The organism is Streptomyces sp. NPDC048521 (assembly GCF_043199855.1).
GTDB lineage: Bacteria > Actinomycetota > Actinomycetes > Streptomycetales > Streptomycetaceae > Streptomyces.
The window spans coordinates 203209-224336 of the sequence record NZ_JBICWR010000010.1; the positions used below are offsets into that span (position 1 = coordinate 203209).

The 21128-nt window shown below is 69.4% G+C and carries 17 protein-coding genes; 2 read left to right on the top strand and 15 right to left on the bottom strand.

From position 1 onward, the window contains the following. Window positions 1-48: 48 nt before the first annotated feature. Window positions 49-987, top strand: coding sequence for a M56 family metallopeptidase (locus tag ACGFRF_RS23865; protein WP_393743015.1), 939 nt, complete (start codon window positions 49-51; stop codon window positions 985-987). A 97-nt stretch (window positions 988-1084) separates the two neighbouring features. Here the strand turns inward: ACGFRF_RS23865 and recQ are convergent, their stop codons facing one another. From recQ to ACGFRF_RS23940, 15 genes are all read right to left on the bottom strand, one after another. Further along, window positions 1085-3115 carry a DNA helicase RecQ gene (recQ, locus tag ACGFRF_RS23870; RefSeq protein WP_393743254.1) on the bottom strand — a complete coding sequence of 677 codons (2031 nt, stop codon included), beginning with the start codon at window positions 3113-3115 and terminating at the stop codon, window positions 1085-1087. 341 nt (window positions 3116-3456) lie between these two features. Beyond that, window positions 3457-5106, bottom strand: a complete 1650-nt coding sequence (gene nuoN / locus ACGFRF_RS23875) for an NADH-quinone oxidoreductase subunit NuoN (RefSeq protein ID WP_393743017.1) — start codon at window positions 5104-5106, stop codon at window positions 3457-3459. After that, the gene (locus ACGFRF_RS23880; RefSeq protein WP_393743019.1) at window positions 5103-6674 is read right to left on the bottom strand and encodes an NADH-quinone oxidoreductase subunit M; all 1572 of its coding nucleotides are present in this window, start codon (window positions 6672-6674) and stop codon (window positions 5103-5105) included. The genes nuoN and ACGFRF_RS23880 overlap by 4 nt, the downstream gene beginning before the upstream one ends. A 5-nt stretch (window positions 6675-6679) precedes the next feature. Then, window positions 6680-8626 (bottom strand): NADH-quinone oxidoreductase subunit L, encoded by a 1947-nt coding sequence (gene nuoL / locus ACGFRF_RS23885; protein WP_393743021.1) that lies wholly within the window; start codon window positions 8624-8626, stop codon window positions 6680-6682. Window positions 8627-8641: 15 nt separating this feature from the next. After that, window positions 8642-8941, bottom strand: coding sequence for an NADH-quinone oxidoreductase subunit NuoK (nuoK, locus tag ACGFRF_RS23890; protein ID WP_028420845.1), 300 nt, complete (start codon window positions 8939-8941; stop codon window positions 8642-8644). Then, on the bottom strand, window positions 8938-9783 hold the full coding sequence (locus ACGFRF_RS23895; RefSeq protein ID WP_393743023.1) for an NADH-quinone oxidoreductase subunit J: 846 nt from the start codon (window positions 9781-9783) through the stop codon (window positions 8938-8940). The genes nuoK and ACGFRF_RS23895 overlap by 4 nt, the downstream gene beginning before the upstream one ends. After that, window positions 9780-10421 carry an NADH-quinone oxidoreductase subunit NuoI gene (gene nuoI, locus ACGFRF_RS23900; RefSeq protein ID WP_393743025.1) on the bottom strand — a complete coding sequence of 214 codons (642 nt, stop codon included), beginning with the start codon at window positions 10419-10421 and terminating at the stop codon, window positions 9780-9782. Before nuoI ends, ACGFRF_RS23895 begins: the two co-directional genes overlap by 4 nt. Next, window positions 10414-11778, bottom strand: a complete 1365-nt coding sequence (nuoH, locus tag ACGFRF_RS23905; protein ID WP_393743027.1) for an NADH-quinone oxidoreductase subunit NuoH — start codon at window positions 11776-11778, stop codon at window positions 10414-10416. The genes nuoI and nuoH overlap by 8 nt, the downstream gene beginning before the upstream one ends. Beyond that, the gene (locus ACGFRF_RS23910; protein ID WP_393743029.1) at window positions 11775-14279 is read right to left on the bottom strand and encodes an NADH-quinone oxidoreductase subunit G; all 2505 of its coding nucleotides are present in this window, start codon (window positions 14277-14279) and stop codon (window positions 11775-11777) included. Before ACGFRF_RS23910 ends, nuoH begins: the two co-directional genes overlap by 4 nt. Further along, window positions 14276-15622 (bottom strand): NADH-quinone oxidoreductase subunit NuoF, encoded by a 1347-nt coding sequence (gene nuoF / locus ACGFRF_RS23915; RefSeq protein WP_393743031.1) that lies wholly within the window; start codon window positions 15620-15622, stop codon window positions 14276-14278. Before nuoF ends, ACGFRF_RS23910 begins: the two co-directional genes overlap by 4 nt. Next, complete coding sequence (gene nuoE, locus ACGFRF_RS23920) at window positions 15622-16509, bottom strand: NADH-quinone oxidoreductase subunit NuoE (RefSeq protein WP_393743033.1); 888 nt, start codon at window positions 16507-16509, stop codon at window positions 15622-15624. The genes nuoF and nuoE overlap by 1 nt, the downstream gene beginning before the upstream one ends. Continuing rightward, complete coding sequence (locus tag ACGFRF_RS23925) at window positions 16506-17846, bottom strand: NADH-quinone oxidoreductase subunit D (RefSeq protein ID WP_393743035.1); 1341 nt, start codon at window positions 17844-17846, stop codon at window positions 16506-16508. The genes nuoE and ACGFRF_RS23925 overlap by 4 nt, the downstream gene beginning before the upstream one ends. Continuing rightward, window positions 17843-18607: an NADH-quinone oxidoreductase subunit C gene (locus tag ACGFRF_RS23930; RefSeq protein ID WP_393743037.1), complete on the bottom strand. Its 765-nt coding sequence runs from the start codon at window positions 18605-18607 to the stop codon at window positions 17843-17845. The genes ACGFRF_RS23925 and ACGFRF_RS23930 overlap by 4 nt, the downstream gene beginning before the upstream one ends. Continuing rightward, the gene (locus ACGFRF_RS23935; RefSeq protein ID WP_393743039.1) at window positions 18604-19158 is read right to left on the bottom strand and encodes a NuoB/complex I 20 kDa subunit family protein; all 555 of its coding nucleotides are present in this window, start codon (window positions 19156-19158) and stop codon (window positions 18604-18606) included. The genes ACGFRF_RS23930 and ACGFRF_RS23935 overlap by 4 nt, the downstream gene beginning before the upstream one ends. A 13-nt stretch (window positions 19159-19171) precedes the next feature. Continuing rightward, the gene (locus ACGFRF_RS23940; RefSeq protein WP_007383963.1) at window positions 19172-19531 is read right to left on the bottom strand and encodes an NADH-quinone oxidoreductase subunit A; all 360 of its coding nucleotides are present in this window, start codon (window positions 19529-19531) and stop codon (window positions 19172-19174) included. Window positions 19532-20273: 742 nt separating this feature from the next. On the opposite strand from ACGFRF_RS23940, the gene ACGFRF_RS23945 reads away from it, so the two are divergent. After that, window positions 20274-21086, top strand: coding sequence for a C40 family peptidase (locus ACGFRF_RS23945; RefSeq protein WP_393743041.1), 813 nt, complete (start codon window positions 20274-20276; stop codon window positions 21084-21086). Window positions 21087-21128: the final 42 nt, after the last annotated feature.

The following is a 21128-nucleotide window of genomic DNA, read 5'->3' on the forward strand; positions in this document are numbered from 1 at the left end:
ACCACCTGCCAGCCGCGCAACTCTCCGACGAGGAACCGGAGCCCCGGCATGACCCTCTGCCTGCTCCTGCTGAGCGTCGTCGCTCTGACGGCCGCCGTACCGGCGCCGCGTGCGCTGACCCGGGCCGCCTGGCCCGAGCGGGATCCCGTGGTCGCGCTGTGGGTGTGGCAGTGTCTCGTCGCCACCGTCCTGCTGTGCTGCCTGACCGCACTGGTCCTCGGCGCGGCGGCCGTCTTCCACACCGTGCGCGACCGTGTGTTCGCCCCCGCGCCGCCCGCCGTCACCGCCGCGTACGACCTGTCCACCGCACCGGTGTGGGCCACCACGCTCACCGTCCTGCTGGCCTGCGGGGCCGCCTGGACGACGGCGATGCTGGGCCGGGAACTCGTCGAGGCCCGCCGCAGCCGGGGCCAGGCCCGGGCGCAGCTGCGCGAACGCGCCCCCGACCTGCCGGCCGGGCTGCCGGCGGCACGCGGGCCCATGCTGGTGCTGGAGGACGAGTATCCGGACGCCTGGTGGATGCCGGGGCATCCGCCGCAGCTGGTCGTCACCACCGGGGCACTGCAGCGCCTCACGGACCACCAGCTGGACGCCGTCCTCACACACGAGCGTGGTCACGCACGCGCCCGTCACGACTGGCTGCTGCACCTGTCCACCGCGCTCGCCACGGGTTTCCCGCGCGTTCCGCTCTTCGCCCACTTCTGCGACCAGACGCACCGCCTGGTCGAGCTGGCCGCGGACGACACGGCGTCCCGGCGCTGCGGGCACCTCACCACGGCCCTCGCGCTGATCGAGCTGAACCAGCACCGGGGTGTCCTCTCCTGCGCCTCCAGCCGACGCCTCCTCGGCGAACGCGTGGACCGCCTGCTGGAACCGCCACCGCGGCTGCTGCCCCGGCACCGGGCCCTCACGACGACGGTGGCCGCGCTGGTTCCACTGCTCCCCCTGCTGATCACGTTCGCTCCGGGACTGACGGCACTGTCGTAACCACCGACCGCAGCGGTCCCGGCCCGGACAGGCTGAATCCGACACTGTCCCAACCGCCGACCGTACCGACCGCAGGCGGATGTCGGCCCGGGACGGGCTATATCCAGTCGTCCGGCTCCGGCTCGTCCGTGGGCTCGGGCCAGTGGTCCTCCGTGGGTTCGGTGCCGGCCGGGTCCGCGGACACAGACTCGGCGCCCGCGGGGACCGCGGCACCGGCCGGGCTTGCCCCGTCCAGGGAGGCCAGCACCTTGAGCACCCCTTCCCCATAGGTGGCCAGCTTCTTCTCGCCGACGCCGCCGACCATGCCCAGCTCGCGCACGGAACCGGGCCGCCGGGAGACGATCTCCCGCAGGGTGGCGTCGTGGAAGATGACGTAGGCGGGGACACCCTGCTCCCGGGCCTGCTCGGCGCGCCAGGCGCGTAGGGCCTCGAAGGCGGGGAGCAGTTCCTCGGGCAGCTCGGCCGCGGCGGCCTTGGCCTTGCGGTCGCCCCCGGAGGCACCGGTCGACCGCGACCGGGAGCCGGCCGGCTTCTTCGGCTCCTTGCGCAGCGGCACCTCGCGCTCGCGCCGCAGCACCGATCCGCTCGCCTCGGTGAGCACCAGCGTGCCGTACTCGCCCTCGACCGCGAGCAGCCCCTGGGCGAGGAGCTGGCGGATGACCCCCCGCCACTCGCCCTCGGTGAGGTCCTGCCCGATACCGAAGACGGACAGCTGGTCGTGGTCGAACTGGATCACCTTGCCGCTGCGCTTGCCGAGCAGGATGTCGACGATCTGCATCGCGCCGAACTTCTGCCCGCGCTCCCGCTGCAGCCGCACCACCGTCGACAGCACCTTCTGCGCGGCGATCGTGCCGTCCCAGGTCTGCGGTGGGACGAGGCACGTGTCGCAGTTGCCGCACGCCGCCGCTTCGGCGTCCTGGCCGAAGTAGGCGAGCAGCTGGCCGCGGCGGCACCGGGCCGTCTCGCACAGCGCGAGCATGGCGTCGAGGTGGGCGGCCGCCCGGCGGCGGAACGCCTCGTCGCCCTCACCGGACTGGATCAGCTTGCGCTGCTGTATGACGTCGTTCAGGCCGTACGCCATCCAGGCCGTGGACGGCAGGCCGTCACGGCCCGCGCGGCCGGTCTCCTGGTAGTAGCCCTCGATGGACTTGGGCAGGTCCAGGTGGGCGACGAAGCGTACGTCCGGCTTGTCGATGCCCATGCCGAAGGCGATGGTCGCCACGACGACCAGACCGTCCTCGCGCAGGAACCGGGACTGGTGCGCGGCCCGGGTGCCCGCGTCCAGGCCCGCGTGGTACGGCACCGCGTCGACGCCGTTGGCGGTCAGGAACTCCGCGGTCCGTTCCACCGAGTTGCGCGAGAGGCAGTACACGATGCCGGCGTCACCGGCGTGTTCCTCCCGGAGGAAGGCGAGCAGCTGCTTCCTGGGGTCGGCCTTCGGCACGATCCGGTACTGGATGTTGGGCCGGTCGAAGCTGGCGACGAAGTGGCGGGCCGCCGGCAGGTTCAGCCGCTGGGTGATCTCCTGGTGCGTGGCGTGTGTGGCCGTGGCGGTGAGGGCGATCCGCGGGACGTCCGGCCATCGCTCGCCGAGGAGGGACAGGGTGAGGTAGTCGGGGCGGAAGTCGTGGCCCCACTGGGACACACAGTGCGCCTCGTCGATCGCGAAGACGGAGATCTTGCCGCGGGAGAGCAGGTCGAGCGTGCTCTCCAGGCGCAGCCGCTCCGGCGCGAGGTACAGCAGGTCCAGCTCGCCGGCCAGGAACTCGGCCTCGACCACGCGCCGCTCGTCGAAGTCCTGCGTGGAGTTCATGAAGCCGGCCCGCACGCCGAGCGCGCGCAGGGCGTCCACCTGGTCCTGCATCAGGGCGATCAGCGGGGACACCACCACGCCGGTACCGGGCCGGACCAGGGCGGGGATCTGGTAGCACAGCGATTTGCCGCCGCCGGTGGGCATGAGGACGACGGCGTCGCCGCCCGCCACCACGTGCTCGATGATCTCTTCCTGCTCGCCCCGGAAGGCCTCGTATCCGAAGATCCGGTGGAGTGTGGCCAGCGCCTCGCTGTCGGCCGCACCCGGCCCCTCGGTCATCCTTGGCATCTCGCTGATTCCGCCCGTCGCGCCCATCGTCCTGTCCCCCGTCGGTTCCCCCGTGCGTCGTCCGTCGACCACTGCGTCCACGATAGGCGCCCGCGCCGACAACGCCCGACCGTTGTCCACAGGCGGGGTGTGCTTGTCGTATCAACGCCATGGAGTGCCTGTGGGTAACGGTCGAGCAGCCGGTCGAACGTCTGTGGGTGACGCCGAGCAGTCGGTGCCGAGGCGGGCCGGGAGGAAGCCCAGCCGCTCGGGCACCACGCTGCGCGCGCCCGTCCTCGGCCGAGCGGGGCGTGTCCGGTCACCGACGTGCGACGGCCCCGGTTCCCCTCCCGAGCGGGAACCGGGGCCGTACGGCCGTGCCGCATCCGTCAGCGCACGAACACTCCCGCCTGGCTCGCCAGGTCCAGGAAGTACTGCGGTGCCACACCGAGCACCAGTGTCACCGCCACGCCCACGCCGATCGCCGCCATGGTCAGCGGCGAGGGAACGGCCACGGTCGGTCCCTCGGGCCTCGGCTCGCTGAAGAACATCAGCACGATCACGCGGATGTAGAAGAACGCGGCGATCGCCGAGGAGATCACACCGACCACGACCAGCGGGGCCGCGCCGCCGTCCGCCGCCGCCTTGAACACGGCGAACTTGCCCGCGAACCCGGAGGTCAGCGGGATACCGGCGAAGGCCAGCAGGAACACCGCGAACACCGCCGCGACCAGCGGTGACCGGCGGCCGAGACCCGCCCACTTGGACAGGTGGGTCGCCTCGCCGCCCGCGTCGCGTACCAGCGTGACCACGGCGAACGCACCGATCGTCACGAACGAGTACCCGGCCAGATAGAACAGGACGGACGACACGCCGTCCTTCGTGGTGGCGATGACACCCGCGAGGATGAAGCCGGCGTGCGCGATGGACGAGTACGCCAGCAGCCGCTTGATGTCGGTCTGCGTGATCGCGACGATCGCACCGCCCAGCATGGTGATGATCGCCACCGCCCACATGACCGGCCGCCAGTCCCAGCGCAGGCCGGGCAGGACGACGTACAGCAGTCGCAGCAGCGCGCCGAACGCCGCCACCTTCGTCGCCGCCGCCATGAAGCCGGTCACCGGGGTCGGCGCGCCCTGGTACACGTCGGGCGTCCACATGTGGAACGGCACCGCGCCCACCTTGAACAGCAGGCCCATCACGATCAGCGCGCTGCCGAGCAGCAGCAGCGCGTCGTTGCCCATCGTGTTGGCGAGCGCCGGGTCCACGCTGGTGACCGTGCCGTCGACGACCTGGGCGATGCGCGCGTACGACACGGAGCCCGCGTAGCCGTACAGCAGGGCGATGCCGAACAGCGTGAACGCCGAGGCGAACGCACCGAGCAGGAAGTACTTGACCGCGGACTCCTGTGACATGAGCCGCTTGCGGCGGGCCAGCGCGCACAGCAGGTACAGCGGCAGGGAGAAGACCTCCAGGGCCACGAACAGCGTCAGCAGATCGTTGGCCGAGGGGAACACCAGCATGCCCGCGATGGCGAAGAGCAGCAGCGGGAAGACCTCGGTGGTGGCGAACCCGGCCCTGACGGCGGCCTTCTCGCTGTCGCTGCCCGGCACCGACGCCGCCTGGGCGGCGAAGGAGTCGACCCGGTTGCCGTGCGCCGCCGGGTCCAGGCGGCGTTCGGCGAAGGTGAACAGGCCGACCAGGCCGGCCAGCAGGATCGTCCCCTGCAGGAACAGGGACGGTCCGTCGACCGCGATCGCCCCCATGGCCGCGATGTGCGCCTTGGTGGTGCCGTACCCGTCGGCGGCGAGCGCGACGACCGCGGCGAACGCGGCACAGAGCGCTACGACGGACACGAACACCTGCGCGTAGTAGCGGGACCTGCGCGGGACGAAGGCCTCGATGAGCACCCCGACCAGCGCCGCACCGACGACGATCAGGGTCGGCGACAATTGTCCGTATTCGATCTTCGGCGCGTCGATCTTCGAGATCGGATCGGCCGCGGTTGTCCACAGGCTGTGGACGGCTGCTGTGCTCACTTGGCCGCCTCCACCTCGGGCTTGGGGTCCTTCTTCTGGACGTCGGACATGGTCTGCTTCACCGCCGGGTTGACGATGTCCGTGACCGGCTTCGGGTAGACACCCAGGAAGATCAGCAGCACGATCAGCGGGGCGACGACCACCAGTTCACGCGCCCGCAGGTCGGGCATCGCCGCGATCTGGGGCTTCACCGGGCCCGTCATCGTCCGCTGGTACAGCACGAGGGTGTACAGCGCGGCGAGGACGATGCCGAAGGTGGCGATGATGCCGATCACCGGGTAGCGGGTGAACGTGCCGACCAGCACCAGGAACTCGCTGACGAACGGCGCGAGGCCGGGCAGCGAGAGGGTGGCGAGGCCGCCGATCAGGAAGGTGCCGGCGAGGACCGGGGCGACCTTCTGCACGCCTCCGTAGTCGGCGATGAGCCGGGAGCCGCGCCGGGAGATCAGGAAGCCGGCGACCAGCATCAACGCGGCCGTGGAGATGCCGTGGTTGACCATGTAGAGCGTCGCACCGGACTGGCCCTGGCTGGTCATCGCGAAGATGCCCATGATGATGAAGCCGAAGTGCGAGATCGACGCGTAGGCCACCAGCCGCTTGATGTCCCGCTGGCCGACCGCGAGCAGTGCGCCGTAGACGATGCTGATCAGTGCCAGTACGAGGATCACGGGCGTCGCCCACTTGCTGGCCTCCGGGAACAGCTGGAGGCAGAAGCGGAGCATCGCGAAGGTGCCCACCTTGTCGACGACCGCCGTGATGAGCACGGCGACCGGGGCGGTGGACTCCTGCATGGCGTTGGGCAGCCAGGTGTGCAGCGGCCACAGCGGCGCCTTCACCGCGAAGGCGAAGAAGAAGCCGAGGAACAGCCAGCGTTCGGTGTCCGTCGCCATGTGCAGCGAGCCGTTGGCACGGGCCTCGGCGATCTCGGAGAGGCTGAAGTTCCCGGCGACCACGTAGAGGCCGATCACCGCGGCGAGCATGATCAGTCCGCCGACCAGGTTGTAGAGCAGGAACTTCACCGCCGCGTACGACCGCTGCGTGGCGGCCGCCTCCTCGCCGTGCTCGTGGGCATGGTCCCCGAAGCCGCCGATGAGGAAGTACATCGGGATCAGCATGGCTTCGAAGAAGATGTAGAAGAGGAAGACGTCGGTCGCCTCGAACGAGATGATCACCATCGCCTCGACGGCGAGGATCAGCGCGAAGAAGCCCTGGGTGGGCCGCCAGCGGCGGCTGCCTGTCTCCAGCGGGTCGGCGTCGTGCCAGCCCGCGAGGACGATGAACGGGATGAGCAGGGCGGTGAGCGCGATCAGCGCCACGGCGATGCCGTCCACGCCCAGCTCGTACCTCACCCCGAAGTCCTTGATCCAGGCATGGGATTCGGTGAGCTGGTAGCGGGAGCCGTCCGGGTCGAAGCGGACCAGGACGGTGACCGCCAGGGCGAGCGTGGCGATCGAGACCAGCAGCGCCAGCCATTTGGCGGCGGTGCGCCGTGTGGCCGGTACGGCGGCCGTGGCGACGGCCCCGAGGGCCGGGAGCGCCGCCGTCGCTGTCAGCAGAGGAAAGGACATCGGTATCAGACCGCCCTCATCAGCAGGGTCGCGGCCACCAGGAGTGCCGCACCGCCGAACATCGAGACCGCGTAGGAGCGGGCGAAGCCGTTCTGGAGCCGGCGCAGCCGCCCGGACAGACCGCCGAAGCCGGCCGCCGTGCCGTTGACGACGCCGTCGACCAGGGTGTGGTCGACGTACACCAGGGAGCGCGTGAGGTGCTCGCCGCCGCGCACCAGGACGACGTGGTTGAAGTCGTCCTGGAGCAGGTCGCGCCGGGCCGCTCGGGTGAGCAGCGAGCCGCGCGGGGCGACGGCCGGGACCGGCTTGCGGCCGTACTGGGCCCAGGCGATGCCGACACCGATGACCAGGCAGACCATGGTCGCGCCGGTGACGGTGGCGGCGCTGAGCGGCGAGTCGCCCTCGCTGTGGCCGGTGACCGGCTCCAGCCAGTTGAGGAAGCGGTCGCCGATGCTGAAGAAGGCGCCGCCGAGGACCGAGCCGACGGCCAGCACGATCATCGGGATCGTCATGACCTTCGGGGACTCGTGCGGGTGCGGCTCGGCGTGCTCACCGCGGTGCTCGGCCACCGGCTCCGCACTGGGCGCCTCCGGGGAGCGAGTGGGTTGGTTCCTCCAACGCTCTTCTCCGAAGAACGTCATCAGCATCACGCGCGTCATGTAGAAGGCGGTGATGGCCGCGCCCAGCAGGGCCGCGCCGCCGAGGATCCAGCCCTCGGTGCCGCCCTTGGCGAAGGCCGCCTCAATGATCTTGTCCTTGGAGAAGAAGCCCGACAGACCCGGGAAGCCGATGATCGCGAGGTAGCCGAGGCCGAAGGTGATGAACGTGATCGGCATGTACTTGCGCAGGCCGCCGTACTTGCGCATGTCGACCTCGTCGTTCATGCCGTGCATGACGGAACCGGCACCGAGGAACAGCCCGGCCTTGAAGAAGCCGTGCGTCACCAGGTGCATGATCGCGAAGACGTAGCCGATGGGGCCGAGGCCGGCCGCCAGCACCATGTAGCCGATCTGCGACATGGTCGAGCCGGCCAGCGCCTTCTTGATGTCGTCCTTCGCGCAACCGACGATCGCACCGAAGAGGAGCGTGACCGCGCCGACGACGGTGACGGCCAACTGGGCGTCGGGTGCGGCGTTGAAGATGGCACCGGAGCGGACGATCAGGTAGACGCCCGCGGTCACCATCGTCGCCGCGTGGATCAGGGCCGAGACCGGGGTCGGGCCCTCCATGGCGTCCCCGAGCCAGGACTGCAGCGGCACCTGGGCCGACTTGCCGCAGGCCGCGAGCAGCAGCATCAGGCCGATCGCGGTCAGCTTGCCCTCCGAGGTGTCCCCGGTGTGGCTGAGGACCGGGCCGAAGGCGAAGCTGCCGAAGGTGGTGAACATCAGCATGATCGCGATCGACAGGCCCATGTCGCCGACGCGGTTGACCAGGAAGGCCTTCTTCGCCGCCGTGGCGGCGCTGGGCTTGTGCTGCCAGAAGCCGATGAGCAGGTAGGAGGCGAGGCCGACACCCTCCCAGCCGACGTACAGCAGCAGGTAGTTGTCGGCGAGGACGAGCAGCAGCATCGCCGCGAGGAACAGGTTCAGGTAGCCGAAGAAGCGGCGGCGCCGCTCGTCGTGCTCCATGTACCCGACCGAGTACAGGTGGATCAGCGAGCCGACACCGGTGATCAGCAGCACGAACGTCATCGACAGCTGGTCGAGGCGGAAGGTGACGTCCGCCTGGAAGCTGCCGACCGAGATCCACGTCCACAGGTGCTGGGTCAGTGTGCGGTGTTCGGCCTCCTTGCCGAGCAGGTCGGCGAAGAGGATCAGGCCGAACACGAAGGAGGCGGCCGACAGGAGCGTGCCGATCCAGTGGCCGACGCGGTCGAGGCGCCGGCCGCCGACCAGCAGGACGGCCGCTCCGAGCAGGGGCGCCGCGATGAGCAGCGCGATCAGTTTCTCCACGATTCTTCCGACCCCTTACAGCTTCATCAGGCTGGCGTCGTCGACCGAGGCCGAGTGGCGGGTACGGAACAGCGACACGATGATCGCGAGGCCCACCACGACCTCCGCGGCGGCGACGACCATCGTGAAGAACGCGATGATCTGGCCGTCGAGGTTGCCGTGCATCCGGGAGAAGGCGACGAACGCGAGGTTGCAGGCGTTCAGCATCAGCTCGATGCACATGAAGACCACGATGGCGTTGCGGCGGATCAGGACGCCGGTCGCGCCGATCGTGAACAACAGGGCTGCGAGATAGAGGTAGTTGACCGGGTTCACTTCGACGCCTCCTCGGGCCGCTTGAACGTGGTCGGCTCGATCGCCCTGCGCTCCAGGCGCTCCTCCGCGCGCTGCTCCAGCGCCCGCAGGTCGTTGAGCGCCTCCGTGGACACGTCACGGATCTGGCCGCGCTCGCGCAGCGTCTTGTTGACCGTCAGCTCGGAGGGGGTGCCGTCGGGCAGCAGGCCCGCGATGTCCACGGCGTTGTGCCGGGCGTAGACACCGGGGGCGGGCAGCGGCGGGATGTACGCGCCTTCACGGACGCGCTGCTCGGACAGCTCGCGCTGGGTCTTGGCCCGCTCGGTGCGCTCGCGGTGGGTGAGCACCATCGCGCCGACGGCGGCCGTGATCAGCAGGGCGCCGGTGATTTCGAAGGCGAAGACGTACTTGGTGAAGATGAGGGACGCGAGGCCCTCCACGTTGCCGTTCGCGTTCGCCTGACCGGTGCCGTTGAACTCCTTCAGGGAGGCGTTCCCGATGCCCGCGAACAGCAGGACACCGAAGCCGACCCCGCAGAGGAGAGCGAGCCAGCGCTGGCCCTTGATGGTCTCCCTGAGCGAGTCCGCGGCCGTGACACCGACGAGCATCACCACGAACAGGAACAGCATCATGATCGCGCCGGTGTAGACGACGATCTGCACGATGCCCAGGAAGTAGGCGCCGTTGGCGAGGTAGAACACCGCCAGGACGATCATGGTGCCGGCGAGAGAGAGCGCACTGTGCACGGCCTTTTTCATGAAGACGGTGCACAGGGCGCCGATGACCGCGACGGTGCCCAGGACCCAGAACTGGAAGGCCTCACCGGTGGAGGTGGTGTAGGCGGCGAGCTGCTGCGCGGTCATCGGTCGATCACCTTCTCCGAGGCCGGTTCGTCCTCGCCGAAGGTGGAGGCGGCCTCCTGCGGGACCTCGCCCCTGGAGACGGCGACCTGCGGGACCGTGCCGGGCGCGGCCTGGGTGACCAGGCCCCGGTAGTAGTCCTGTTCGTCCGTCCCCGGGAAGATCGCGTGGGGCGTGTCCACCATGCCTTCTTCCAGGCCGGCGAGCAGCTGCTCCTTGGTGTAGATGAGGTTGGCGCGGCTGGAGTCCGCCAGCTCGAACTCGTTGGTCATCGTCAACGCGCGCGTGGGACACGCCTCGATGCACAGCCCGCACAGGATGCAGCGGGCGTAGTTGATCTGGTAGACGCGGCCGTACCGCTCGCCGGGCGAGTAGCGCTCCTCGTCGGTGTTGTCGGCGCCCTCCACGTAGATGGCGTCGGCGGGGCAGGCCCAAGCGCACAGCTCGCAGCCGACGCACTTCTCCAGGCCGTCCGGATGGCGGTTGAGCTGGTGCCGTCCGTGGAACCGCGGAGCCGTGGTCTTCTTCTGCTCCGGGTACTGCTCGGTCAGCCGCTTCTTGAACATGGCCTTGAAGGTCACGCCGAAGCCGGCCACGGGATTCTGGAAACCGGGCTTGGTCTCCTTGGGCTCCTCAGCCATCGGACGCCTCCTTTCCATCCGTAGATCCGTCACTGACAGTGTCCGACCCGCCACTGACAATCAGCTCCCGCTCGCGGCGCGGGCGGCGCCTCGGCACGGGTGGCAGCTCCTGTCCGGGCAGCGGTGGTACGGGGAATCCACCCGCCATGGGGTCGAATCCGGGCTGCTGGACGGCGGGCTGCTCGGCCGTCTTCGCCTTCTCGCGGAACATGTCGGCGACGAAGGAGATCAGCAGCAGGGCGAGCACCGCGCCGCCGACGTAGAGGGCGATGTCGGCGAAGTCGTAGTTCTCGTTGCGCAGGGCCCGCACGGTCGCGACCAGCATCAGCCAGGTCACCGAGACCGGGATGAGGACCTTCCAGCCGAGCTTCATCAGCTGGTCGTAGCGGACGCGCGGGAGTGTGCCGCGCAGCCAGATGAAGAAGAACAGCAGCAGCTGGACCTTGATGACGAACCAGAGCAGCGGCCACCAGCCGTGGTTCGCGCCCTCCCAGAAGGAGCTGATCGGCCAGGGGGCGCGCCAGCCGCCGAGGAACAGCGTGGCCGAGACGGCCGAGACCGTCACCATGTTCACGTACTCGGCGAGCATGAACATCGCGAACTTGATGGACGAGTACTCGGTGTTGAAGCCGCCGACCAGGTCTCCCTCGGACTCCGGCATGTCGAAGGGTGCGCGGTTGGTCTCGCCGACCATCGTGACGATGTAGAGGATGAAGGAGACCGGCAGCAGCAGGATGTACCAGCGGTCGTGCTGCTGCTCGACGATCGTCGACGTCGACATCGACCCCGAGTAGAGGAACACGGAGGCGAACGCGGCGCCCATGGCGATCTCGTAGGAGATCATCTGCGCGCAGGAACGCAGGCCGCCGAGCAGCGGGTAGGTGGATCCGGAACTCCAACCCGCCAGGACGATGCCGTAGATGCCGACGGAGGCGACCGCGAGGATGTAGAGCATCGCGATCGGCAGGTCGGTGAGCTGCATCGTGGTGCGGTGACCGAAGATCGAGATCTCGTTGCCGGCCGGCCCGAACGGGATCACCGCGATCGCCATGAAGGCCGGGATGGCCGCGACGATCGGCGCGAGGACGTAGACCGCCTTGTCCGCGCGCTTGACGATGACGTCTTCCTTCAGCATCAGCTTCACGCCGTCGGCGAGCGACTGCAGCATGCCCCAGGGGCCGTGCCGGTTGGGTCCGATGCGCAGCTGCATCCAGGCGACGACCTTGCGCTCCCAGACGATGGAGAACAGCACGGTCACCATCAGGAAGGCGAAGCAGAAGACGGCCTTGACGACGACCAGCCACCAGGGGTCGCGGCCGAACATCGAGAGGTCTTCAGCGGCGAGGTACGGGCTCATGCCTCCACCTCCTTGGGGGCCTCTTCGGCGAGTGCCGCCGGGCCGATGCGGACGAGGGAACCGGGCTGTGCTCCGGTGTCGGAGGCGACGCCCGTGCCGACGGAGTTCAGCGGGAGCCAGACCACCCGGTCGGGCATCTCGGTGACCTGGAGCGGGAGTACGACCGTGCCGGCGGGGCCGGTCACGGCGAGGACGCCACCGTTCTCGACCCCCGCCTCGGCGGCCGTAGCGGCCGACACACGCGCGTGTGCGGCGTGCCGGGTTCCGGCGAGCGCCTCGTCGCCCTCCTGGAGGACACCTTGGTCGAGCAGCAGCCGGTGTCCGGCGAGTACGGCCTCGCCGATCGCCGGGCGGGGCAGTACGCCCGCGGTCTCCGCGGGCGCGGAGGCGCGGGGGCCGTCCCAGGAACCGAGCCGGTCGATCTCCGCGCGCGTGGTCCGCAGATCCGGCAGGCCCAGGTGCACGTCCATGGCGTCGGCCAGCATCTGCAGCACCCGCGCGTCGGTCGGTGCGAGACGGCGGGTCATCTGCTCGGGCTTGAGGGCGGCCTCGAAGAAGCGGACCCTGCCTTCCCAGTTGAGGAAGGTCCCCGCCTTCTCGGCGACCGCGGCGACCGGCAGGACGACGTCGGCGTGCTCCGTGACCTCGCTCGGCCGCAGCTCCAGCGACACCAGGAAGCCGACGCTGCCGAGGGCCTCACGCGCGCGTGCCGGGTCGGGCAGGTCGGCGACCTCCACACCGGCGACCACGAGTGCCGAGAGTTCCCCGGTGGCGGCGGCCTCGACGATCTGGTGCGTGTCGCGGCCGTGGCGCAGCGGGAGTTCGGCGAGCCCCCAGACGGCGGCGACCTCCTCCCGGGCCCGCGGGTCGGTCGCCGGGCGGCCGCCCGGCAGCAGCGACGGCAGCGCGCCCGCCTCGACCGCGCCGCGTTCACCGGCGCGGCGCGGGATCCACACCAGCTGGGCACCGGTCGCGGCGGCGGCGCGTACGGCGGCCGTGAGACCGCCCGCGACCGACGCGAGCCGCTCGCCGACGACGATGACCGCGCCCTCGGCGCGCAGCGCCTCGGCGGCGCGTGTACCGGGCTCCTCCAGGCCGACACCGCTCGCGAGGGCGTCCAGCCACTCGGTCTCGGTGCCCGGTGCGGCCGGCAGCAGGGTGCCGCCCGCCTTCTCCAGGCCCCGCGTGGCGTGTGTGGCCAGTGCGAACACCCGCTGCTTGCGCCGCCGCCAGGCCTTGCGCAGCCGCAGGAAGACGCCGGGCGCCTCCTCCTCCGACTCGAACCCGACGAGCAGGACGGCGGGCGCCTTCTCCAGGGAGGTGTACGTGACCCCCGTACCGTCGAGGTCGCGGCCGTGGCCTGCCACGTGGGCCGCGAGGAAGTCGGCCTCCTCGCCGCTGTGCACGCGCGCGCGGAAGTCGATGTCGTTCGTGTCGAGCGCCACGCGCGTGAACTTGCTGTACGCGTAGGCGTCCTCGACGGTCAGCCGGCCGCCGATGAGGACACCGGCCCGGGAGCGGGCGGCGGTCAGCCCGCGCGCGGCCGCTTCCAGGGCCTCCGGCCAGGAGGCGGGCTCCAGGACACCGTCGGCGTTGCGCACCAGGGGTGTGTCGAGGCGGTCCTTCTGCTGCGCGTAACGGAACGCGAAGCGTCCCTTGTCGCAGATCCACTCCTCGTTGACCTCGGGATCGTTGGCCGCCAGCCGCCGCATGACCTTGCCGCGCCGGTGGTCGGTGCGGGTCGCGCAGCCACCGGAGCAGTGCTCGCACACCGACGGGGAGGAGACGAGGTCGAAGGGACGGGAGCGGAAACGGTAGGCCGCCGAGGTCAGGGCGCCGACCGGGCAGATCTGGATGGTGTTGCCGGAGAAGTACGACTCGAACGGGTCGCCCTCACCGGTGCCGACCTGCTGGAGCGCGCCCCGCTCGACCAGCTCGATCATCGGGTCACCGGCGATCTGGTTGGAGAAGCGGGTGCAGCGGGCGCACAGCACGCACCGCTCGCGGTCGAGCAGCACCTGCGTGGAGATCGGTACGGGCTTGTCGTAGGTGCGCTTCTTGCCCTCGAAGCGGGATTCGGTGTTGCCGTGCGACATGGCCTGGTTCTGCAGCGGGCACTCGCCGCCCTTGTCGCAGACCGGGCAGTCCAGCGGGTGGTTGATGAGCAGCAGCTCCATCACGCCGTGCTGGGCCTTCTCGGCGGCCGGCGAGGTGAGGTGGGTCTTCACGACCATGCCGTCCGTGCACGTGATGGTGCAGGACGCCATCGGCTTGCGCTGGCCCTCGACCTCGACGATGCACTGGCGGCAGGCACCGGCGGGGTCCAGCAGGGGGTGGTCGCAGAACCGCGGGATCTCGATGCCGAGTTGTTCGGCTGCCCGGATGACCAGGGTGCCCTTGGGCACGCTGAGTTCGATGCCGTCGATCGTCAGCGTGACGAGATCTTCCGGCGGGACCGCCGCCTGTCCCCCTCCTGTGGGGGCGCTGGTGGTCACGGTCATGCGTTCACCTCCGGGCGGTCCGCCCAGGCCGTCGACTTGGCCGGGTCGAAGGGGCAGCCCCGGCCCGTGATGTGCTGTTCGTACTCCTCGCGGAAGTACTTCAGCGAGGAGAAGATCGGTGAGGCGGCGCCGTCGCCGAGGGCGCAGAAGGACTTGCCGTTGATGTTGTCGGCGATGTCGTTCAGCTTGTCGAGGTCGGACATGACGCCCTTGCCGGCCTCGATGTCCCGCAGCAGCTGCACCAGCCAGTACGTCCCTTCGCGGCACGGCGTGCACTTGCCGCAGGACTCGTGGGCGTAGAACTCGGTCCAGCGGGTCACCGCCCGCACCACGCAGGTCGTCTCGTCGAAGCACTGCAGGGCCTTGGTGCCGAGCATGGAACCGGCGGCGCCGACTCCCTCGTAATCGAGGGGGACGTCGAGGTGCTCGTCGGTGAACATCGGCGTCGAGGAGCCGCCCGGCGTCCAGAACTTGAGGCGGTGCCCGGGCCGCATCCCACCGCTCATGTCGAGGAGCTGGCGGAGCGTGATGCCGAGCGGCGCCTCGTACTGGCCGGGGCTCGCCACATGGCCGCTGAGCGAGTAGAGCGTGAAGCCCGGGGACTTCTCGCTGCCCATCGACCTGAACCATTCCTTGCCGTTTTTCAGGATGGCGGGAACCGACGCGATCGACTCGACGTTGTTCACCACAGTGGGACAGGCGTAGAGGCCTTCCACCGCAGGGAAGGGGGGACGGAGCCGCGGTTGACCACGGCGGCCTTCGAGCGAGTCGAGCAGTGCGGTCTCCTCACCGCAGATGTACGCGCCGGCGCCCGCGTGCACGGTGAGTTCGAGGTCGAGTCCGCTGCCCAGGATGTTCTCGCCGAGGTAGCCCGCCGCGTAGGCCTCGCGCACGGCCTCGTGCAACCGCCGCAGAACGGGGACGACTTCACCACGCAGATAGATGAAGGCATGCGACGACCTGATGGCGTAACACGCGATCACAATGCCCTCGATGAGGCTGTGCGGGTTCGCGAAGAGGAGCGGGATGTCCTTGCAGGTTCCGGGCTCCGATTCGTCGGCGTTGACAACTAGATAATGCGGTTTTCCATCACCCTGCGGAATGAACTGCCACTTCATCCCCGTCGGGAATCCCGCGCCGCCGCGCCCGCGCAGACCGGAGTCCTTGACGTACGCGATCAGGTCGTCCGGTGACATGGCGAGCGCCTTGCGGAGTCCCTCGTACCCCTCGTGCCTCCGGTAGACGTCCAGACTCCAGGACCGGTCCTCGTCCCAGAAGGCCGACAGCACGGGTGCGAGCAGCTTCTCGGGGCTCGTGTCCTTGACCTCGGGTACCACGGTCATCACTCCCCCTCCTCGGCGGTAGGCCCTGCCGGGTGGGCCGGGTCGGAGGCCGATGTGTCCTGCGGCGCGTCGTGCGAGCTGAGGTGCTCGGCCGGTGACGGCTCGTGCACGGCCCGCTCCTGCGGTTCGTCGTGCGGCCCCGCTTCGTGCGGACCGCCGTCGCGCGGATGGACCACGCGCGCGGGTGCGGCCTCTCCCCTTGCCAGGCGAAGGCCCACCAGCGACGCGGGTCCCGCACTGCCGCCCTCCTCGACGGCCCCTGGCCGCTCGTCGGGGAAGCCGGCCAGGATCCGCGCGGTCTCCTTGAAGGTGCACAGCCGCGCCCCGCGCGTGGGCTGCACGGGCCGTCCCGCGCGCAGATCGTCGACCAGGCGCCGGGCGCTCGCCGGGGACTGGTTGTCGAAGAACTCCCAGTTGACCATCACGACCGGCGCGAAGTCGCAGGCCGCGTTGCACTCGATGTGCTCCAGGGTGACCTTGCCGTCGTCGGTGGTCTCGCCGTTGCCGACGCCCAGGTGCTCCTGGAGGGTCTCGAAGATCGCGTCGCCGCCCATCACCGCGCACAGCGTGTTGGTGCAGACGCCGACCTGGTAGTCACCGGACGGCTTGCGCCGGTACATGGTGTAGAAGGTGGCGACGGCGGTGACCTCCGCGGTGGTCAGGCCCAGCATGTCCGCGCAGAACTGCATCCCGGTGCGCGTGACGTGGCCCTCCTCCGACTGCACGAGGTGGAGCAGCGGCAGCAGGGCGGACCGGGAGTCGGGGTAGCGCGCGATCACCTCGCGCGCGTCCGCCTCCAGCCGGGCCCGGACGTCGTCCGGATATGCGGGCGCGGGCAGTTCGGGCATGCCCAGGCTGACGCCCCGCTCCGAGGAACTGGTGGTCACCGGTCGACGCCTCCCATCACGGGGTCGATGGACGCGACGGCGACGATGACGTCGGCGACCTGGCCGCCCTCGCACATCGCCGCCATGGCCTGAAGGTTGGTGAAGGACGGGTCACGGAAGTGGACCCGGTAGGGGCGGGTGCCGCCGTCGGAGACGACGTGCACCCCGAGCTCGCCCTTGGGCGACTCGACGGCCACGTACGCCTGTCCCGGCGGGACGCGGAAACCCTCGGTGACCAGCTTGAAGTGGTGGATCAGGGCCTCCATGGAGGTGCCCATGATCTTCTTGATGTGGTCGAGGGAGTTGCCGAGCCCGTCCGGTCCCAGGGCGAGCTGGGCGGGCCAGGCGATCTTCTTGTCGGCGACCATGACCGGGCCCGGCTGGAGCCGGTCCAGGCACTGCTCGACGATGCCGAGCGACTGGCGCATCTCCTCCAGGCGGACCAGGAAGCGGCCGTAGGCGTCGCAGGTGTCGGCGGTGGGGATGTCGAAGTCGTACGTCTCGTAGCCGCAGTACGGCTGTGCCTTGCGCAGGTCGTGCGGCAGGCCGGCGGAGCGCAGGATCGGGCCGGTCGCGCCGAGGGCCATGCAGCCGGCCAGGTCGAGGTAGCCGACGTCCTGCATGCGGGCCTTGAAGATGGGGTTCCCGGTGGCGAGCTTGTCGTACTCCGGGAGGTTCTTCCTCATCTTCTTCACGAACTCGCGGATCTGGTCCACCGCGCCGGGCGGCAGGTCCTGGGAGAGTCCGCCGGGCCGGATGTACGCGTGGTTCATCCTGAGGCCCGTGATGAGCTCGTAGAGGTCGAGAATCATTTCACGATCACGGAATCCGTAGATCATGATCGTGGTGGCGCCCAGCTCCATGCCGCCGGTGGCGATGGCCACCAGGTGGGAGGAGAGCCGGTTCAGCTCCATCAGGAGCACTCGGATGATCGTGGCGCGCTCGGTGACCTGGTCCTCGATGCCGAGGAGCTTCTCGACGGCGAGGCAGTAGGCGGTCTCGTTGAAGAAGGACGTCAGGTAGTCCATGCGCGTCACGAACGTGGTGCCCTGCGTCCAGGTCCGGTACTCGAGGTTCTTCTCGATGCCGGTGTGGAGATAGCCGATGCCGCAGCGGGCCTCGGTGACCGTCTCGCCCTCGATCTCCAGGATCAGGCGGAGCACTCCATGGGTGGACGGGTGCTGGGGACCCATGTTGACGACGATGCGTTCGTCGTCGGGGCGGGTCGCGGACTGGACGATCTCGTCCCAGTCGCCCCCGGTGACCGTGTAGACGGTGCCCTCGGTGGTCTCGCGCGCCGAAGCGGCGGAGGCCGCGGGTGCTGACTGCGTGCTCACGAGTACGACCTCCGCTGGTCCGGAGCCGGGATCTGGGCGCCCTTGTACTCGACGGGGATGCCGCCGAGGGGGTAGTCCTTGCGCTGCGGGTGGCCCTGCCAGTCGTCCGGCATGATGATCCGGGTCAGGGCCGGGTGACCGTCGAAGATCAGCCCGAAGAAGTCGTAGGTCTCGCGCTCGTGCCAGTCGTTGGTCGGATAGACGGAGACCAGGGACGGGATGTGCCGGTCGGTGTCCGGAGCGCTGACCTCGAGGCGGATCAGCCGGTTGTGGGTGATCGAGCGCAGGTGGTAGACGGCGTGCAGCTCGCGGCCCTTGTCGTGCGGGTAGTGGACGCCGCTGACGCCGGTGCACAGTTCGAAGCGCAGGGCCGGGTCGTCGCGCAGGGTGCGGGCGACGCGGACCAGGTGTTCGCGTTCGATGTGGAAGGTCAGCTCACCACGGTCGACGACCGTCTTCTCGATGGCGTTCTCGGGGAGCAGTCCCTGCTCCTCCAGCGCGCCTTCCAGTTCGTCGGCGACCTCGTCGAACCAGCCGCCGTAGGGGCGGGTCGCCGGTCCCGGGAGTCGGACCGAGCGGACGAGGCCGCCGTAGCCGGAGGTGTCGCCGCCGTTCTCGGCGCCGAACATGCCGCGCTGGACGCGGATCTCCTCGCCGCCCTGGCCGCGCTGGCCGGGGAGGTTGGAGGCGGCGAGGTCCTTCTCGGGGTTCACCCCGTTCGCGGACCCGTTCGCACCGTTGGTGCCGTTCGCGTCGCTCACTGCAGCAGCCCCTTCATCTCGATCGTGGGCAGGGCCTTGAGCGCCGCCTCCTCCGCCTCACGGGCCGCTTCCTCGGCGTTCACGCCGAGCTTGGCGGACTGGATCTTCTGGTGGAGCTTGAGGATCGCGTCCACCAGCATCTCGGGGCGGGGCGGGCAGCCGGGGAGGTAGATGTCGACCGGCACGATGTGGTCGACGCCCTGGACGATCCCGTAGTTGTTGAACATGCCGCCCGAGGAGGCGCAGACGCCCATGGAGATCACCCATTTCGGGTCGGGCATCTGGTCGTAGACCTGCCTCAGGACCGGCGCCATCTTCTGGCTGACCCGGCCGGCGACGATCATCAGGTCGGCCTGGCGCGGCGAGCCGCGGAAGACCTCCATGCCGAAGCGGGCCAGGTCGTAGCGGCCGGCACCGGTGGTCATCATCTCGATGGCGCAGCAGGCGAGGCCGAAGGTGGCCGGGAAGACGGACGCCTTGCGCACCCAGCCCGCGGCCTGCTCGACGGTGGTCAGCAGGAAGCCGCTCGGCAGCTTTTCTTCGAGTCCCATGTCTATAGGCCCCTCAGTCCCATTCCAGGCCGCCGCGCCGCCATACGTACGCGTACGCGACGAAGACGGTGAGCACGAAGAGCAGCATCTCCACGAGCCCGAAAACACCCAGGGCGTCGAAGGTGACGGCCCACGGGTAGAGGAAGACGATCTCGATGTCGAAGACGATGAAGAGCATCGCCGTCAGGTAGTACTTGATGGGGAAGCGCCCGCCGCCGGCCGGCGTGGGGGTCGGCTCGATACCGCACTCGTAGGCCTCGAGCTTGGCGCGGTTGTACCGCTTCGGACCGATCAGCGTGGCCATGACCACGGAGAAGATCGCAAAGCCTGCCCCGAGGGCTCCCAGTACGAGGATGGGCGCATACGCGTTCACCGCTCCTCGCTCCTCTCAGTCGGCGCTGACTGCTGGCGGTTGCACTGGGCTCACCTGCCTCACCGGTCTCACGAGCCCCGCTCGTCCCGGGCGAAGATCGAGAACATGTGAAGCAGGTCACAAGCCCAACTGCCTCGCATCTTATGCCCGCCGCTCTGTGATCTGCGACACGGGGTATTACACAAGCTTTGTGATCTCCACCACCTGACGAACGATCATGAAGTCGGATGATGAGTGATCTTCACACCGGAAGCGTTCACTTGATCACCAGAAGTGACATTTTCGCTCGTCATCGCAGGCCGGAAGGGGCGTCTCCATATCAAGAGACTTCCGTTGCATGCAAATTGGTGTTGGACGCCGGACCCTGATAGAGGGGCGCGTTCACACGTCAGGGGGAAGGTCGGGCGTGATGTGGACGCGAGTCCGGGCGTGTGCACGCGTTCACGAGCCGCGCGGGCACCGGACGCCGCTCTTCCGGCAATCGTTCCGTGACCTCCGCCACATCGATGAGAGTTCACTGAGAACCGGGCTTGGCCAACCATCCCAAGCAGTGGTAAGCGGCGGGCAATTCGGGCGTAATGATCAAAGACCGTGATCAAGGGCTTGATCACGCGCGTCCGCAATGTCCGTTACGGCGTCAATAAAGAGCGACACGCCCGGGATTCCGGGGCCGGATTGAACAACTGTGGCGCAGCACACGTTTCTTGAAGATATGAAGGAGCCCCTGGTACCGGTTGTTCCCATGTCCCACACCGCTCACATACGCAGCCACCGGAAGCCCCGCCGCAGCGCGTCGACCCTCGCGATGCGGGCCGGAGTTGCCGGTGGCGTCCTCGGCACCCTGGCAGTCGCGGGGGCGTCCGGTTCGGCGAACGCTGCCGAGCCGGTGACGCAGACCCTCGAACTGCCCACCCTGACGGCCGATATGGCCGCTCAGGCCGCCAAGGCCGCGGACGCCACCCAGCTGGCCGCCGCGAACTACCAGCTTCAGGCCGAACGTGACGCGGCTGCCGCAAAGGCCGCGAAGCAGGCCAAGGCGGACCTCGCGGAGGCGAAGAAGAAGGCGGCTGAGGCCAAGAAGAAGGCCGAGGAGGCCGCCCGCAAGGAGGCCGCCGCACGCGCCTCCCGCGACACGGAGCGGACGACGCTCTCCGCCACGGTGAGCACCGGCACCACCTCGACCAGCACGTCCACGGCCACCGGTTCGGCCGCTGCCGTCATCAGCTTCGTCAAGGCGCAGGTCGGCAAGGCGTACGTCTCCGGCGCCACCGGCCCCTCCGCCTACGACTGCTCCGGCCTGGTGCAGACGGCCTTCAAGCAGGTCGGCATCAGCCTGCCGCGCGTCTCCCAGGCCCAGTCGACCGCCGGCACCCAGGTCTCGCTGAGCAACCTGCAGCCGGGCGACATCCTGTACTGGGGCAGCGCGGGCAGCGCGTACCACGTGGGCGTGTACGTCGGCGACGGTATGTTCGTCGGTGCGCAGAACCCCTCCAGCGGCGTCGTGGAGAGGCCGCTGTCGTACGACCCGCCCACCGGAGCCGTGCGGGTGCTCTGAGAGCACCGCGCACCTCTCACGCGCGTAGGGCCGCAGCCGCTC

Bases quoted from the DNA above. Each gene is read 5' to 3' on its own strand.
- ACGFRF_RS23865 (WP_393743015.1), top strand. From the start codon at position 49: ATGACCCTCTGCCTGCTCCTGCTGAGCGTCGTCGCTCTGACGGCCGCC.
- nuoI (WP_393743025.1), bottom strand. From the start codon at position 10,421: ATGGCTGAGGAGCCCAAGGAGACCAAGCCCGGTTTCCAGAATCCCGTG.
- nuoH (WP_393743027.1), bottom strand. From the start codon at position 11,778: ATGAGCCCGTACCTCGCCGCTGAAGACCTCTCGATGTTCGGCCGCGAC.
- ACGFRF_RS23935 (WP_393743039.1), bottom strand. From the start codon at position 19,158: ATGGGACTCGAAGAAAAGCTGCCGAGCGGCTTCCTGCTGACCACCGTC.
- nuoF (WP_393743031.1), bottom strand. From the start codon at position 15,622: ATGACCGTGGTACCCGAGGTCAAGGACACGAGCCCCGAGAAGCTGCTC.
- ACGFRF_RS23945 (WP_393743041.1), top strand. From the start codon at position 20,274: ATGTCCCACACCGCTCACATACGCAGCCACCGGAAGCCCCGCCGCAGC.
- ACGFRF_RS23895 (WP_393743023.1), bottom strand. From the start codon at position 9,783: ATGACCGCGCAGCAGCTCGCCGCCTACACCACCTCCACCGGTGAGGCC.
- ACGFRF_RS23880 (WP_393743019.1), bottom strand. From the start codon at position 6,674: ATGTCCTTTCCTCTGCTGACAGCGACGGCGGCGCTCCCGGCCCTCGGG.
- recQ (WP_393743254.1), bottom strand. From the start codon at position 3,115: ATGGGCGCGACGGGCGGAATCAGCGAGATGCCAAGGATGACCGAGGGG.
- ACGFRF_RS23910 (WP_393743029.1), bottom strand. From the start codon at position 14,279: ATGACCGTGACCACCAGCGCCCCCACAGGAGGGGGACAGGCGGCGGTC.